General features: G+C 61.1%; 18 protein-coding genes and 1 pseudogene. All 19 read left to right on the top strand.

Annotation, left to right across the window (positions count from 1 at the left end):
* Nucleotides 1-50 precede the first annotated feature (50 nt).
* The 19 genes and pseudogenes from GO007_RS09320 to cobS all read left to right on the top strand — a co-directional run bounded on the left by GO007_RS09320 (nucleotide 51) and on the right by cobS (nucleotide 15,450).
* A complete protein-coding gene (locus GO007_RS09320) occupies nucleotides 51-1,430 on the top strand; it encodes a cobyrinate a,c-diamide synthase (protein WP_095098784.1) in 1,380 nt (459 codons plus the stop codon).
* Nucleotides 1,427-2,386 (top strand): adenosylcobinamide-phosphate synthase CbiB, encoded by a 960-nt coding sequence (gene cbiB, locus GO007_RS09315; RefSeq protein WP_095098781.1) that lies wholly within the window; start codon nucleotides 1,427-1,429, stop codon nucleotides 2,384-2,386. The genes GO007_RS09320 and cbiB overlap by 4 nt, the downstream gene beginning before the upstream one ends.
* 10 nt (nucleotides 2,387-2,396) lie before the next feature.
* Nucleotides 2,397-3,028, top strand: a pseudogene (locus tag GO007_RS09310) (cobalt-precorrin-8 methylmutase).
* Entirely contained in the window at nucleotides 3,025-4,164 is a 1,140-nt protein-coding gene (cbiD, locus tag GO007_RS09305) for a cobalt-precorrin-5B (C(1))-methyltransferase CbiD (RefSeq protein ID WP_095098779.1), read from the top strand. Before GO007_RS09310 ends, cbiD begins: the two are co-directional and overlap by 4 nt.
* Nucleotides 4,158-4,763, top strand: a complete 606-nt coding sequence (locus GO007_RS09300; RefSeq protein WP_095098777.1) for a cobalt-precorrin-7 (C(5))-methyltransferase — start codon at nucleotides 4,158-4,160, stop codon at nucleotides 4,761-4,763. Before cbiD ends, GO007_RS09300 begins: the two co-directional genes overlap by 7 nt.
* Complete coding sequence (locus GO007_RS09295) at nucleotides 4,753-5,322, top strand: decarboxylating cobalt-precorrin-6B (C(15))-methyltransferase (protein ID WP_095098775.1); 570 nt, start codon at nucleotides 4,753-4,755, stop codon at nucleotides 5,320-5,322. Before GO007_RS09300 ends, GO007_RS09295 begins: the two co-directional genes overlap by 11 nt.
* Entirely contained in the window at nucleotides 5,315-6,088 is a 774-nt protein-coding gene (locus GO007_RS09290) for a cobalt-precorrin-4 methyltransferase (RefSeq protein WP_095098772.1), read from the top strand. Before GO007_RS09295 ends, GO007_RS09290 begins: the two co-directional genes overlap by 8 nt.
* On the top strand, nucleotides 6,069-7,124 hold the full coding sequence (gene cbiG, locus GO007_RS09285; protein WP_095098770.1) for a cobalt-precorrin 5A hydrolase: 1,056 nt from the start codon (nucleotides 6,069-6,071) through the stop codon (nucleotides 7,122-7,124). The genes GO007_RS09290 and cbiG overlap by 20 nt, the downstream gene beginning before the upstream one ends.
* Nucleotides 7,124-7,849 (top strand): precorrin-3B C(17)-methyltransferase, encoded by a 726-nt coding sequence (locus tag GO007_RS09280; RefSeq protein WP_095098768.1) that lies wholly within the window; start codon nucleotides 7,124-7,126, stop codon nucleotides 7,847-7,849. Before cbiG ends, GO007_RS09280 begins: the two co-directional genes overlap by 1 nt.
* Nucleotides 7,846-8,631, top strand: a complete 786-nt coding sequence (locus tag GO007_RS09275; protein ID WP_095098766.1) for a cobalt-precorrin-6A reductase — start codon at nucleotides 7,846-7,848, stop codon at nucleotides 8,629-8,631. The genes GO007_RS09280 and GO007_RS09275 overlap by 4 nt, the downstream gene beginning before the upstream one ends.
* A 10-nt stretch (nucleotides 8,632-8,641) precedes the next feature.
* Entirely contained in the window at nucleotides 8,642-9,436 is a 795-nt protein-coding gene (cbiK, locus tag GO007_RS09270; protein ID WP_095098763.1) for a sirohydrochlorin cobaltochelatase, read from the top strand.
* Nucleotides 9,433-10,146: a cobalt-factor II C(20)-methyltransferase gene (locus GO007_RS09265; protein WP_095098761.1), complete on the top strand. Its 714-nt coding sequence runs from the start codon at nucleotides 9,433-9,435 to the stop codon at nucleotides 10,144-10,146. The genes cbiK and GO007_RS09265 overlap by 4 nt, the downstream gene beginning before the upstream one ends.
* A complete protein-coding gene (gene cbiM, locus GO007_RS09260) occupies nucleotides 10,143-10,880 on the top strand; it encodes a cobalt ECF transporter S component CbiM (protein ID WP_095098759.1) in 738 nt (245 codons plus the stop codon). The genes GO007_RS09265 and cbiM overlap by 4 nt, the downstream gene beginning before the upstream one ends.
* Nucleotide 10,881: 1 nt before the next feature.
* Nucleotides 10,882-11,163, top strand: coding sequence for an energy-coupling factor ABC transporter substrate-binding protein (locus GO007_RS09255; protein WP_095098756.1), 282 nt, complete (start codon nucleotides 10,882-10,884; stop codon nucleotides 11,161-11,163).
* The gene (locus GO007_RS09250) at nucleotides 11,150-11,827 is read left to right on the top strand and encodes an energy-coupling factor ABC transporter transmembrane protein (protein ID WP_095098753.1); all 678 of its coding nucleotides are present in this window, start codon (nucleotides 11,150-11,152) and stop codon (nucleotides 11,825-11,827) included. Before GO007_RS09255 ends, GO007_RS09250 begins: the two co-directional genes overlap by 14 nt.
* An 8-nt stretch (nucleotides 11,828-11,835) precedes the next feature.
* On the top strand, nucleotides 11,836-12,651 hold the full coding sequence (locus GO007_RS09245) for an energy-coupling factor ABC transporter ATP-binding protein (RefSeq protein WP_095098750.1): 816 nt from the start codon (nucleotides 11,836-11,838) through the stop codon (nucleotides 12,649-12,651).
* Nucleotides 12,648-14,171, top strand: coding sequence for a cobyric acid synthase (locus GO007_RS09240; RefSeq protein WP_095098747.1), 1,524 nt, complete (start codon nucleotides 12,648-12,650; stop codon nucleotides 14,169-14,171). The genes GO007_RS09245 and GO007_RS09240 overlap by 4 nt, the downstream gene beginning before the upstream one ends.
* Nucleotides 14,165-14,710, top strand: coding sequence for a bifunctional adenosylcobinamide kinase/adenosylcobinamide-phosphate guanylyltransferase (gene cobU, locus GO007_RS09235; protein ID WP_095098744.1), 546 nt, complete (start codon nucleotides 14,165-14,167; stop codon nucleotides 14,708-14,710). Before GO007_RS09240 ends, cobU begins: the two co-directional genes overlap by 7 nt.
* Nucleotides 14,707-15,450 carry an adenosylcobinamide-GDP ribazoletransferase gene (gene cobS / locus GO007_RS09230; protein ID WP_095098740.1) on the top strand — a complete coding sequence of 248 codons (744 nt, stop codon included), beginning with the start codon at nucleotides 14,707-14,709 and terminating at the stop codon, nucleotides 15,448-15,450. Before cobU ends, cobS begins: the two co-directional genes overlap by 4 nt.
* Nucleotides 15,451-15,454: the final 4 nt, after the last annotated feature.

Below are 15,454 nucleotides of genomic sequence, written 5' to 3'. Positions count from 1 at the left end.
GACGGGTATACGCACCTTTACATCCCTACCACCCTGAACAGGATCGGGGTATGGCGGCAAGGCTTCACGCATTTATTCTCGCAGGTACCGGCAGCGGCTGCGGTAAAACCACGGTTACGCTGGGGCTGCTTAGCCTGTTGAAAAATCGCGGCATGCGGGTTCAGCCCTGCAAGGTTGGCCCCGATTATCTTGATACCGGCTGGCATACTGCCGTTTGCGGCACAGCTTCCCGTAACCTCGACAGCTTTATGCTGCCCGAACCCGTTCTCAACGCGCTGTTCTGCGAGCGGATGCAGCAGGCGGATATCGCGGTCATTGAAGGCGTGATGGGCCTTTATGACGGCTACGGCACCGACCCCAACTACTGCAGTACCGCCGCGATGGCTAAGCAGCTCGGCTGTCCGGTGATTTTGCTGGTGGATGGCAAAGCGGTCTCCACCTCCATCGCCGCAACGGTGATGGGGTTTCAACACTTCGATCCGAGCCTCAATATTGCCGGCGTTATTGTTAATCGCGTCAACAGCGAATCCCATTATCAGCTGCTGAAAAGCGCCATTGAACGTTACTGCGCGCTGCCGGTTCTCGGCTATGTCCCGCGGATGGACGGCGTTGCCTTGCCCGAGCGGCATTTGGGGCTGGTTACCGCCCGAGAATCGGTGGTCAATCAGCAGCCGTGGCAGGATTTTGCCGACACGCTGGAGCGGACGCTGGATATTACGCAGCTGCTTGCCGTCAGTCGGCTCCCGGCCCTACCCGCCGGGGAGTGTCCCGCGCTGCCTCTGCCTGAGTCCGGCGCGGGCCTGACACTCGCGCTGGCCGACGACGAAGCCTTCAACTTTTACTATCCGGATAACCTCGCGCTTCTCGAACGCTGTGGGGTGAATATCGTCCGCTTTAGCCCCCTGCATGACCGCGATTTACCCGCCTGCCAGATGATCTGGCTGGGCGGCGGCTACCCTGAAATTCACGCGGCCGCGCTTGCGGCGAATACGACCATGCTGGCCCAGCTGCGGGCGGCGCACCAACGGGGAGTGGCCATTTACGCCGAATGCGGCGGGTTGATGTACCTGGGAACCTCGCTGACGGATGCCCGCGGCGAGGTTTACAGAATGGCGGATATTATTCCTGGCCACAGCCAAATGGGCTCACGGCTGACTCGCTTTGGCTATTGCGAGGCGCAGGCCACTCGGCAAACGCTGCTGGCGGCGCCGGGAGAGCGGCTGCGTGGGCATGAGTTTCATTACTCGGATTTTACGCCTGATACCCCCGCAGTTCTGGCATGTCGCAAGGTGCGTGACGGTATGACCCTGCTGGAGTGGTCCGGCGGCTGGCAGGTAGGCAACACTTTTGCCAGCTACCTGCACGTTCATTTCGCCCAGCGCCCCGCAATGCTCAAGCACTGGCTGACGGCCGCAAGGGAGGCGCTATGACGCTGCTGGCCTGGTGCGTGGCCTGGACCCTCGATTTTATTATTGGCGATCCGCAGGGCTGGCCTCATCCGGTACGCTGGATCGGCAACCTCATTACCGCGATCCAGCGCCCGGTGCGCCGCTACTGCCGCAGCGATCGCGCATTAAGGATCGGCGGAGGGCTAATGTGGCTGGTCGTTGTTGGCCTCACCTGGGGGATCTCCTGGGGCGTACTGACGCTGGCAGAAGCGATTCACCCCTGGCTGGGCTGGGCTATCGAGGTATGGATGGTCTTTACGGTGCTGGCCGGGCGCTGTCTGGCCAGCACCGCCCGGGAAGTCGAACGCCCGCTGCGCGCGGGCGACCTTGCCGCGAGCCGCGAGAAGCTCTCGTGGATTGTCGGGCGCGACACCTCGCAGCTGCAGCCGCAGCAGATTAACCGCGCGGTAGTGGAGACGGTGGCGGAGAACACCGTCGATGGCGTTATCGCGCCGCTGTTCTTCCTGCTGCTGGGCGGCGCGCCGCTGGCAATGGCCTACAAAGCCATTAATACCCTCGATTCGATGGTCGGCTATAAGCATGAAAAATACCGCGCCATCGGTATGGTCAGCGCGCGCCTTGACGACGTCGCCAACGCGATCCCCGCCCGCCTGAGCTGGCTGCTCTTCAGCGTCGCGGCATATTTGTGCCGCCTCGATGGCGCCCGGGCCTTCCGTATCGGCTGGCGCGACCGCTACAACCACAGCAGCCCCAACTGCGCATGGTCGGAAGCCACCGTTGCCGGCGCGCTGGGTATCCGCCTCGGCGGCCCGAATGACTATTTCGGCCAGCGTGTAGACAAGCCCTGGATAGGCGACGCGGTACGCGACGTTTGCGTTGACGACATTTCCCAAACGATTCGACTGATGTGGGTCGCCTCAACTCTGGCACTGGCGCTGTTTATCGCGGCGCGGTACCTGTTGATTGGTGCGGCCTGAGGACAAAACGATGCACTACATCCAGCAGCCGCAGGCAATTGAAGCGAAAAGCTTCGACATTATTGGCGAAATTATTGCGCAAACCCGCCCGGACTACCGCTTTGCCAGCCCCCTGCACGAAGCCATTATCAAACGGGTTATCCATACCACCGCCGACTTCGAATGGCTGGATATCCTGTGGTTTTCCAGCGATGCGCTGGAACGGCTTTGCGCCGCGCTCGAACGTCGATGCGTGATTTACACCGATACCACGATGGCGCTTTCAGGAATCAATAAAACGCTGCTGGCGAAGTCGGGTAGCGAGTGCCGCTGCTATATCAGCGACCCGCGGGTGGTGAGCGCGGCCAAAGCCCAGGGGATCACCCGCTCAATGGCCGCCGTCGATATCGCGGTAACCGAAGAGGGCGAGAAGCTGTTTGTTTTCGGCAATGCGCCAACCGCGCTGTTTCGTCTGCTCGAACACGATGCGGCGGTTAGCGGCGTGGTGGGGTTCCGGTGGGTTTCGTCGGGGCTGCGGAATCAAAAGATGCGCTGACGAAAAGCCGCTTTCCGGCCATTGCCGCCCTCGGACGCAAAGGTGGGAGCAACGTTGCCGCCGCCATCGTCAACGCGATGCTCTATTACCTGGAGCGCACACGATGAGCGAGCAATCCTTTGATGCGCCGGTCTGGCACAACGGGAAGGCGCTGCGTAAAGGCTATACCACCGGGTCCTGCGCTACCGCGGCGGCGAAAGTTGCGGCGCTGATGGTCCTGCGCCAGCACCTGATTCATCAGGTCTCGATCGTTACGCCATCGGGCGTGACCCTCTCTCTGAACGTTGAGTCGCCGCATATCGAGGGGCAGCAGGCGATTGCGGCCATCCGTAAAGACGGTGGCGATGATGTCGACGCCACGCACGGGATGCTGATTGTTGCCCGGGTCACTCTCAATGAGAGCGGTGAAATTAGCCTGCAGGGCGGCGAGGGCGTCGGCACCGTGACGCGTAAAGGGATTGGTCTGCCGATCGGCAGCCCGGCGATTAACCGTACGCCTCGGCAAACTATCGAGTCGGCGGTGCGAGAAGCCATCGGCCCCGCGCGCGGGGCGCAGGTGGAGATTTTTGCCCCGGAAGGCGAAGAGCGGGCGCAAAAAACCTATAACTCGCGGCTCGGTATTCTGGGCGGTATTTCGATAATCGGTACCACCGGGATCGTCACGCCGATGTCCGAAGAGAGCTGGAAGCGCTCGCTGTCGCTGGAGCTGGAAATCAAGCGCGCGGCGGGCCTGGAGCGGGTGGTGCTGGTGCCGGGCAACCACGGGGAGCGCTTCGTGCGCGAGCAGATGGGTATTGATTCCCAGGTCGTGGTCACCATGAGCAACTTTGTCGGTTACATGATCGAAGAGGCGGTTCGGCTGGGCTATCGGCAAATCGTGCTGATCGGGCATCCGGGTAAGCTGGTCAAAATTGCCGCCGGTATTTTTCATACCCACAGCCATATTGCCGATGCGCGGATGGAAACGCTGGTGGCGCATCTGGCGCTGCTCGGCGCGCCTCTCGAACTGCTCAAACTGGTCAGCGACTGTGACACCACCGAAGCGGCAATGGAACATATCGACGCCTACGGTTTTCAGCATCTTTATAACCATCTTGCCGAGCGGATCTGCCTGCGCGTGATGCAGATGCTGCGCTTTACCAAAACGCCGCCAGTCTGCGATGCGATCCTGTTCTCCTTTGATAACAAGGTTCTCGGCAGCAGTCGCCCGGTCGCAGAGATTGCGCGGGAGATGGCATGTTAACGGTGGTCGGCATGGGGCCGTCGGGGCTGCACCTGATGACGCCTGCGGCGCGGGAAGCGGTGGCGGCGGCAGACGCTCTGGTCGGCGGCCAGCGCCATCTGCAGCAGTTCCCCGAATTTCGCGGCGAACGCTTTGCTTTGGGCGCCAATATTCCTCAGCTGCTGGCGTGGCTCGGCGAGCGTGAGGCGCAGCGCGTGGTGGTCCTGGCTTCCGGAGACCCTCTGTTCTACGGCATCGGCAGCCGTCTGGTTGCCCACTTTGGCCTGGAACGCGTGCGCATTATTCCCGGTATTAGCGCCGTGCAGTATCTGTGCGCGCGTTCGGGGATCGATATGAACGATATGTGGCTCACCAGTAGCCACGGCCGCAGCGTCAGTTTTGACGAGCTGGCGCGCCATTGCAAGGTGGCAATGGTAACGGATGCCCGCTGCGGCCCTCGTGAAATAGCCGCCCAGCTCACGGCACGCGGCAAAGGGTATCGCTGGATGGTGATTGGCGAAAATCTGGCGATGGATAACGAGCGGATCCACTGGCTACCGGTCAGTGAGGTCGACGCCGAATATGAAATGAATGCGGTGGTGATCCTTGATGAAAGATGAGCTTTTTCTGCGCGGTGAGAAAGTCCCGATGACCAAAGAGGCGGTACGCGCGCTGGCCCTTGCAAAGCTGGAGCTGCATCAGGCCAGCCATCTGATTGATATTGGTGCCGGGACCGGCAGCGTCTCGATTGAAGCGGCGTTGCAATACCCCTCCCTGCGGGTGACGGCAATCGAACGAAACCCGTCGGCCCTGCGGCTGCTTGACGAAAATCGCCAGCGCTTCGCCTGCGGCAACATCGACATCTACCCCGGTGAAGCGCCGATGGTTATCACCGAGCAAGCCGACGCGATTTTTATGGGCGGCAGCGGCGGCCATCTCGAGGCGCTGATTGACTGGTCGCTGCAGCAGCTCTATCCCGGCGGCCGGCTGGTGATGACCTTTATCCTGCAGGAGAACCTCAGCGCCGCCCTGGCGCACCTGCAGCAGTCCGGCATCACCGGGCTTGATTGCCTGCAGCTCAACGTTTCGTCCCTGACCGCGCTAGGTAGCGGCCACTACTTCAAACCGAATAACCCCGTTTTTGTTATCGCCTGTCAGAAGGAAGAAAACTATGGCTGAGACATTTGATTCCCGTTGTGTATGGTTCGTTGGCGCAGGGCCGGGGGACCGCGAGCTGATTACCCTCAAGGGCTACCGGTTACTGCAGCAGGCCCAGGTGGTTATCTATGCCGGATCGCTTATCAACACCGAGCTGCTGGCGTACTGCCCGGCGGATGCGGAGTGCCACGACAGCGCTGAATTGCATCTCGAACAAATTCTCGACCTGATGGCGGCGGGCGTAAAAGCGGGGAAGACGGTGGTACGCCTGCAGACGGGAGACGTGTCGCTCTACGGTTCCGTGCGTGAGCAGGGCGAAGAGCTGACCCGTCGCGGCATCGGCTGGCAGGTGGTGCCGGGAGTCAGCGCGTTCCTGGGCGCTGCGGCCGAGCTTGGCGTTGAGTACACCGTTCCGGAAGTCTCGCAGAGCCTGATTATCACCCGCCTTGAGGGGCGCACGCCGGTGCCGGAACGCGAGCAGCTGGAATCCTTTGCCAGCCATCAAACCTCGATGGCGATTTATCTCTCGGTTCAGCGGATCCATCGGGTCGCCGAGCGCCTGATTGAGGGCGGCTACCCGGCGGCCACTCCGGTGGCGGTTATCTATAAAGCGACCTGGCCTGAGAGTCAGACCGTACGCGGCACGCTGGCCGACATTGGCGATAAGGTTCGCGAGGCGGGGATCCGCAAAACGGCACTTATCCTGGTCGGCAATTTCCTCGGTACGGAGTACCACTACTCCAGACTCTATGCGGCGGACTTTAGCCATGAATACCGTAAAGCCTGAATCCATAGCTCTTTTTTGCCTGACGCCCGGCGGCGTGCTGCTGGCTAAACGGCTGGCGGCGATGCTGCCGGTCACCTGCTTTACCAGCGAGAAGCTGCTGGAGGAGGGATTTACCGCCTTTGACGGCGGGTTTGCCGCCAGCGCGCGCGACGCTTTCGCCAACTATTCCGCGCTGATTTTTATCGCCGCGACCGGCATCGCGGTGCGCGTGCTGGCGCCGCTGGTTAACGACAAGTTTAGCGACCCGGCGGTGGTGGTGATTGACGAGCGCGGCCAGCACGTGATCAGCCTGCTTTCCGGCCATGCCGGCGGCGCCAACGCCTTGAGCCGCTATCTGGCCGGCATGCTGGGCGCCGATCCGGTGATTACGACGGCCACCGACGTCAACGAAATGGCGGCGCTGGATACGCTGGCATTCCAGCTTAACGCCCGGATGAGCGACTTTCGCACGGCGGTAAAAATCGTCAACCAGCTGCTGGTGAGCCATAAGCGCGTCGGGCTGTGGTGGGACGAGGAGCTGGCTGAGGACGTACGCCACTGCGATCGCCGGGGGTTTATCACCGTCAGCGACCTGCAGCGGCTTCCCGCACTCGATGCGCTGGTGTGCGTCAGCCTGCGCAACGACCTTCCCGAGCTCCCGGTTATGCACTGGAAGCTGGTGCCGCAGCGGGTTGTGGCCGGAATCGGCTGTCGCCGCGATACGCCTTTCCCGCTGCTGGCAGCGCTGCTGGCCCGGCAGCTTGCGGCACAAAAGCTCGACCCGCTGGCGCTAAAAGCCATCGGCAGCGTCACGCTTAAAAAAGATGAGCAGGGGCTGATTCAGCTTGCCTCCTGCTGCCGCGTGCCGTTTGAAACCTTTAGCGCCGACGCCCTGCGCGAACATGAACACCGCTTTCCGGTGTCGACGTTTGTCCGCCAGACCGTCGGTACAGGAAGCGTCTCCGGTCCGGCAGCGTGGCTGCTGAGTCATGGACAGCTGTTAGGCGAGACCCTGCGCGAACAGGGCGTCACTATTACTTTGGGAGTTTCACACTGATGTTAACCGTTATTGGGATTGGCCCCGGCTCGCAGGCAATGATGACTATGGAGGCCGTTGAAGCGCTTCAGGAGGCGGAAATTATTGTCGGTTATAAAACCTATACCCATCTGGTGAAGGCCTTTACCGGCGAAAAGCAGGTGATAAAAACCGGGATGTGCAAAGAGATTGAACGCTGCCAGACCGCGATTGAGCTGGCGCAGGCCGGGCACAAGGTCGCGTTGATCAGCAGCGGCGATGCGGGAATTTATGGCATGGCGGGGCTGGTGCTGGAGCTGGTCAGCAAGCAGAAGCTGGACGTCGAGGTTCGTCTGGTTCCGGGGATGACGGCCAGCATCGCCGCGGCTTCCCTGCTCGGCGCGCCGCTGATGCACGACTTTTGTCATATCAGCCTCAGCGACCTGCTCACGCCGTGGCCGGTTATCGAAAAACGCATTATTGCTGCCGGCGAGGCTGACTTTGTTATCTGCTTCTATAACCCGCGTAGCCGGGGCCGTGAAGGCCATCTGGCGCGCGCCTTCGAGCTGCTCTCTGCCAGTAAAAGCGCGAATACGCCGGTGGGCGTCGTGAAATCGGCCGGGCGTAAAAAGCAGGAGAAATGGCTGACGACCCTCGGTGAGATGGATTTTGCACCGGTAGATATGACCAGCCTGGTGATCGTCGGCAACAAAGCCACCTATGAGCAGGATGGCCTGATGATCACCCCGCGAGGCTACACGCTGTGAATGGGGGCGAGGTGCTGGTGATAGGCGGAACCAGCGACGCCCGGGCGCTATGCCAGCAGCTGGATGCGGCGCAGGTCAGCTATACCCTGTCGGTTGCCACGCCCGTCGGCAGGGCGCTGGCCGGTAATATCAAAGGCCGGATACGCTGCGGCCGCCTGGAGCTGAGAGAGATGATCGCCTGGCTGCAGGAAAACCGTACCCGCTGGGCGATCGACGCCTCGCATCCCTACGCCGAGGCGGTGAGCCGCAATATTGTGCGCGCCTGCGCAGCGACAGGCGTGCTGCTGAGCCGCTATCAGCGTCCCGAACAGCTCAGCGAATTGACGCATCCGCAGCTTTATCCCGTGCAAAGTATTGCGCAGGCCTGCGCTGTCGCACGGCGCTTTGGCGAGCGCGTGCTGTTGACTACCGGCAGTAAGGAGCTGGGGCTCTGGCGGGAGGGATTAGCCGGGAAAACGCTGCTGGCGCGCGTGCTGCCCGTTGCTGAGGTGATGACGCAATGCGCCGAACTCGGCTTTGGCGTCGGCGAAATCTTCGCGCTTTGCGGGCCGTTTAGCGCCGAATTTAACGCCGCCTTTTATCGTCAGTGCCGGGCCGATGTGGTGATCACGAAAGCCTCCGGCGCCGAAGGAGGCTATCGGGAAAAAGTTCAACCCTGTCTGGATGCAGGTATTCCCTGCATCGTAATTACCCGTCCGGCGCCGCTGGTGACCGGTGACGAATTACTGGAAAGTCAGGCCGCATTTGCCGGGCGCTTAGCGCGCTGGCTAGCTGCTGCTTAAGGAGTCAGAAATGAAAAAAGCGCTTCTGGTGGTCAGTTTTGGCACCAGCTATCACGATACCTGCGAAAAAAATATTGTCGCCTGCGAGCGGGATCTGGCGGCCAGCTGCCCCGACCGCACTCCGTTTCGTGCTTTCACCTCAGGGATGATTATCCGCAAGCTCAGGCAGCGCGACGCGATCGAGATTGATACGCCGCTGCAGGCGCTACAGAGGCTGGCCGAGCAGGGCTATCAGGATGTGGCGGTTCAGTCGCTGCACATTATCAACGGCGATGAATACGAAAAAGTTGTTCGCGAGGTACAGAGCATGCGCCCGCTGTTTGCCCGCCTGACGCTGGGGACGCCGCTGTTGAGTAGCCACCGCGATTATGCGCAGCTGATGCCGGCGCTGCTCCAGCAGATGCCGAAGCTGGCGGCGAGTGAAAAGGTGGTGTTTATGGGCCACGGCGCCAGCCATCACGCCTTCGCCGCCTACGCCTGTCTCGACCATATGATGACGGCGCAGCGCTTTCCGGCCCGGGTTGGCGCGGTGGAGAGCTATCCGGAAGTCGATGTCCTTATTGAAAGCCTGCGCCAGGAGGGGGTCACCGCCGTGCATCTGATGCCCCTGATGCTGGTGGCTGGCGATCATGCCATCAACGACATGGCTTCTGACGAAGAGGACTCGTGGAAAACGCGGTTCAATGCCGCCGGTATTCCGGCCACGCCGTGGCTTAGCGGGTTGGGAGAAAACCCGGCGGTGCGCGCGATGTTCGTCGCCCACCTGCAGCAGGCGCTGAATCTGGCGATGGAGGAGGCGGCATGAGCGGCAAACTGTACGCCTTGAGCACCGGGCCGGGAGCTGCCGATCTGATCACCGTTCGCGCGTCGCGCATTCTCGGCAAGCTGGATATCCTCTACGCCCCGGCCGGGCGCAAAGGCGGAGACAGCCTTGCGCTGTCGATCGTCCGGGAATACCTCGGCGAACAAACCGAAGTGCGCTGCTGCCATTTCCCCATGAGCGCCGACAGCGCTGAGAAAGAGTCCGTCTGGAACGACGTAGCCGCCGCCCTGGTTCAGGAAGTCGAGGCGGGTAAGCAGGTCGGATTTATTACCCTTGGCGACGCCATGCTGTTTAGCACCTGGGTCTTCCTGCTCCAGCGAATCGGCAGTCGGGAATGGCTGGAAATTGTTCCCGGCGTAACCTCATTTGCCGCCATCGCCGCCCGTTCGCAAACGCCGCTGGCTATGGAGCAGCAGTCGCTGGCCGTTGTCTCCTGCACCGCGCCGGAAGCGGAGATTGAGCGGGCGCTACGGCAGCACGATAGCCTGGTATTGATGAAGGTATACGGCCGCTTTGCGCAAATCAAAGCGCTGCTGATCGGGACCGGCCTGCTGGATTCGGCGCTGATGATGTCCGAGGCCACGCTGCCGGGCGAACGGTGCTGGCGCCGCCTGAGCGACGTGAGCGACGACCAGCCGCTGCCTTATTTCTCGACCATTTTGGTCAACAAACAGTGGGAGTATGCGGAATGAAACTTGAACAACAGCTAAAACAGCTGTCTTTCAGCGGACTGGCTGCGGCGCTATTGCTGATGATTGTCCCTGAGAAGGCGTTCGCGATGCACATTATGGAGGGTTTCCTGCCGCCGATGTGGGCGCTGGCGTGGTGGCTGCTGTTTTTACCCTGCCTGTGGTACGGGCTGGTGCGCCTGCGCCGTATCGTCCAGCAGGACCATAATCAGAAGGTGCTGCTGGCCCTGTGCGGCGCGTTTATTTTCGTTCTGTCAGCGCTAAAAATTCCGTCGGTGACCGGCAGCTGCTCGCATCCGACCGGCGTTGGCCTGGCGGTGATTCTCTTTGGGCCGGGCGTGGTGGCGATCCTTGGGGCTATCGTCCTGCTGTTCCAGGCGCTTCTTCTGGCGCACGGCGGGCTGACGACGCTGGGCGCTAACGGTATGTCGATGGCGGTGATTGGGCCGGTCGTCGGCTACCTGGTGTGGAAGCTGGCCTGCCGCGCCGGGTTCCGTCGCGACGTCTGCGTCTTTCTTTGCGCCATGCTGGCGGATCTGGTGACCTATTTTGTCACCTCGGTCCAGCTGGGGGTGGCGTTCCCGGACCCCGCCACGGGCGCGACTGGCTCGATCGTCAAGTTCATGGGGATCTTCTGCCTGACGCAGATCCCGATCGCCATCGCCGAAGGGCTGTTAACCGTGATGATCTACGACCAGTTGACCAAACGTCAGCTGATTACCGCACAAGGACATTAAAATGAAAAAGATGCTGATACTGTTGGCGATGGTGGTTGCGCTGGTGATCCTGCCGTTCTTTATCGATCATGGCGGCGAGTTCGGCGGCTCGGACGGCGAGGCCGAGAGCCAGATTCAGGTTGTCGCTCCGCACTATGAGCCCTGGTTCCAGCCGCTGTATGAGCCGGCAAGCGGTGAAATTGAAAGCCTGCTGTTTACGCTGCAGGGGTCGCTGGGCGCGGCGGTCATTTTCTACATTTTAGGCTATAGCAAAGGCAGACAGCGCCGTGATGACCGGGTTTGACAGGTTAAGCTATCAAAGCCGCTGGTTCCACGTTGCGCCTGAACGTAAGTTCTTGTTTTGGCTTATTATGATGGTGCTGGCCTTTACCCTGCCTCCGCTGGGACAGGGTATTGAACTGCTGCTTATCGCCGGGCTGACCTGCCGGCTGCTGCGGGTCTCCTTCTGGCGCTGGTGCCGCTGGATTGCCCTGCCGTTTGGCTTTTTAGCCGTAGGGGTCGTGACGATTTTGTTCAGCGTAAGCCGCGATCCGCAGACCCTGCTGGTGAGCCTGCCGCTGGGAGACTACTGGCTGGGGATCGCCGCCTCCGGGCTGAACACCGCCAATGAAACCTTCTGGCGCAGCCTCGCCGCGCTGGCGTCAACGCTGTGGCTGGTGCTGAACCTACCGTTTCCCCAGCTGATTGTGCTGCTTAAGCGGGCGCGGGTACCGCGGCTGCTGACCGAGCAAATCCTGCTGACCTGGCGCTTTATTTTTATTTTGTTTGATGAGGCGCTGGCCATTCATCGCGCGCAGACGCTGCGCTTTGGCTACCGTAGCCTGCCGCAGGGCTATCGCTCGCTGGCAATGCTGGTCGGGTTGCTGTTTACCCGCGTGCTCATTCGCTATCAGCAAATGAGCGCCACGCTGGATATAAAATTGTATCAGGGTGATTTTCACCTCTAAGGAAAAGCATGCTTGCCACGACAGATCTCTGGTTCCGTTATCAGGATGAACAGGTACTCAAGGGGCTGACGCTGGATTTTTCCCAACATTCCGTGACCGGCCTGGTGGGCGCGAACGGCTGCGGAAAATCGACGTTGTTTATGAACCTGAGCGGCCTGCTGCGGCCGCAAAAAGGGGCGGTGTTGTGGCAAGGAAAGCCGCTGGAGTATAGCAAGCGGGCGTTGCTGGCGCTGCGCCAGCAGGTCGCCACCGTTTTTCAGGATCCGGAACAGCAAATTTTCTATACCGATATCGATAGCGACATCGCCTTTAGCCTGCGTAATTTAGGCGTGGCGGAAGCCGAGATTGCCCGGCGCGTGGACGATGCGCTCACGCTGGTCGATGCCCGGCATTTTCGCCATCAGCCGATTCAGTGCCTGAGCCACGGGCAGAAAAAGCGGGTGGCGATTGCCGGAGCCCTGGTGCTGCAGGCGCGCTATCTTCTGCTGGATGAGCCTACGGCGGGCCTCGATCCCGCCGGGCGGACGCAGATGATCGCCATCATTAAGCGGATCGTCGCCCAGGGAAACCATGTGGTGATCTCCAGCCACGATATCGATCTGATTTATGAAGTGAGCGATGTCGTGTATGTTCTGCGCCGCGGGGAAGTGCTGGCGTACGATGAGCCGGGGGCCGTTTTTTCCCGTACGGAGCTGATTGCCGAGGCCGGGTTAACCCAGCCGTGGCTGGTGAAGCTGCATGCCCGGCTAGGGCTGCCGCTGTGTAAAACAGAAGATGAGTTTTTCATACGAATGCGACAGAACGCGATAAAGGAGGCCTTATGACGCAGGCAATCATGTTGCAAGGTACGGCATCCGACGTGGGTAAAAGCGTGCTGGTGGCGGGGCTGTGCAGAATTTTTTATCAGGATGGCCTGCGTACCGCGCCGTTTAAATCGCAGAATATGGCGCTGAACTCCGGCATCACGCCGGACGGCAAAGAGATGGGGCGGGCGCAGATATTTCAGGCCGAAGCGGCGGGTATTGTCCCGGATGTGCGCATGAACCCAATACTCCTGAAGCCCACCAGCGACCGTAAAGCGCAGGTGGTGCTGATGGGGCAGGTCGCGACGGATATGGACGCGGTGAGCTACCACGAATATAAGCCGCGCCTGCGCGAGCAGATCCTGGCGGTCTATCGCAGCCTGGCGCAGGAGTATGACGTGCTGGTGCTGGAGGGCGCCGGCAGCCCGGCGGAGATCAACCTGCGCGATCGCGATATCGTCAATATGGGCATGGCGGAGATGGCGCAGTGTCCGGTGATCCTCGTCGCCGACATCGACAGAGGCGGCGTGTTCGCCGCAATCTACGGAACGCTGGCGCTGCTTGAGGAGCAGGAGCGCGCCAGGGTGAAAGGGGTGATCATCAATAAATTCCGCGGCGATGCGGCGCTGCTGTACTCGGGAATCGAACAGATTGAAGCTTTGACCGGCGTTCCCGTGCTGGGGGTGATGCCGTGGCTGGAGGTCGATCTGGAAGATGAAGATAGCGTGGCGTTGCAGAAAGGGAAATATCTGAGCACCGCGAAGCGGGAGATCGACATTGCGGTCGTTCAGCTGCCGCATACTTCCAACTTTACCGATTTCAACGCGCTGGCGGCGCAGCCGGACGTCCGCGTGCGCTACGTTCGTTATCCCCAGGATTTGACGGCGAGCGATCTGGTGATTCTGCCCGGCAGCAAAAATACGCTGGGCGATCTGCAGTGGCTGCGCGAAAGCGGGATGGAGCAGGGCGTGCTGCAGGCGCATCAGCAGGGGATACCGGTGCTGGGGATCTGCGGCGGCTACCAGATGCTTGGCGAGACCATCATCGATGAAGTGGAGTCCGGCCTGGGAAGGTTGCCCGGCCTGGGGCTGCTCAATACCGTGACGCAGTTTGCCCGCCATAAAACCACGACGCTGGTTGAGGCGACGATGGCGGCCGCGCTCCCTGGCTGGCTGGCGGGCGCTTCCGCTCTACGCGTGCGCGGCTATGAAATTCATATGGGTGAAACGACCCGGCAAGGCGATTGCCAGCCTCTGGTGCAGCTGGAAAAAGAGGGGCGGCCGGTGGCGGACGGGGCGACGACGGACGACGGGCTGGCGTTTGGTACCTACCTGCACGGCCTGTTCGACAGCGATGATTTCACCCGCGCGCTGGTCAACGGCCTGCGTCAACGTAAAGGCCTGGAGGCGCTGGATACCACGCTCCACTACGCGCGGTATAAATCACAGCAGTTCGATATTCTGGCCGACGCAATGCGCCAACATATTGATATTGAAAAAATTTACCACATTATGCAGCAGCATCAGGAGCCATCATGCTGATTCTGGTCACCGGCGGCGCGCGCAGCGGCAAAAGCCGTCACGCCGAAGCGCTGATCGCCGGCTCACCGCAGGTTTTATATATCGCCACCTCGCAGATTTTTGATGAGGAGATGGCCGCGAGGATCCAGCACCATCGCGACGGCAGGCCGGCGCACTGGCGCACAGCCGAGCGCTGGCAGCAGCTTGATGAGCTGATTACGCCGCACAACGATCCTGCGGAAGCTATTTTGCTGGAGTGTATCACCACGATGGTGACCAACCTGCTGTTTGCGATCGGCGGCGATGCCGACCCCGACGGCTGGGACTACGCGGCGATGGAGCGGATGATCGACGACGAGATCCGCGCGCTGATTGCGGCCTGTCAACGCTGCCCGGCGACGGTAGTGCTGGTCACCAATGAAGTCGGGATGGGGATCGTGCCGGAAAATCGTCTCGCGCGCCATTTTCGCGATATTGCCGGACGAGTTAACCAGCGTCTTGCGGCCGCGGCGGATGAGGTCTGGCTGGTGGTATCAGGTATTGGAGTCAAAATTAAATGATCAAATTATTCTGCGCAACGCTCTCTTTTATTAGCCGCCTGCCGGTGCCCGCGCGCTGGTCGCAGGGGCTGGATATTGAGCAGTACGTCCGCGGGATTGTCACTTTTCCGCTGGTCGGCGCGCTGCTGGGGCTGCTGAGCGGCGCGGTATTTATTGCGCTTCAGGCCTGGTGCGGGATCCCGCTGGCGGCGCTGTTTGCCGTGCTGGCGCTGGCGCTGCTGACCGGCGGCTTCCACCTCGACGGGCTGGCCGATACCTGCGATGGGGTGTTTTCCGCCCGACGCCGCGAACGCATGCTGGAAATTATGCGCGACAGCCGGCTAGGGACTCACGGCGGGCTGGCGCTGATTTTTGTGCTGCTGGCGAAGGTGCTGGTGGTCAGCGAACTGGCATTGCGCGGAACGCCGATGCTGGCGGCGCTGGCGGCAGCCTGCGCGGTAGGGCGGGGGACCAGCGTGCTGCTGATGTACCGCCATCGCTATGCCCGGGAAGAGGGGCTGGGCAACCTGTTCATCGGTAAGGTGAGCGGGCGACAAACCTGCGTAACCCTGGGTTTAGCGGTCATTCTGGCCGCCGTGCTGTTGCCGGGCATGCGCGGAGTGGCGGCGCTGGCGGCTACCGCGGCGGCGATTTTCATTCTCGGTCAGCTCTTAAAGCGAACCCTCGGTGGGCAAACCGGCGATACGCTGGGAGCGGCGATTGAACTTGGCGAACTGATCTTCCTGCTGGCTCTGCTGTGAGCCG

The organism is Klebsiella sp. 10-1 (genome assembly GCF_009758445.1).
Taxonomy (GTDB): Bacteria; Pseudomonadota; Gammaproteobacteria; order Enterobacterales; family Enterobacteriaceae; genus Klebsiella; species Klebsiella scottii.
This window is presented reverse-complemented; position numbering and strand designations above follow the sequence as displayed.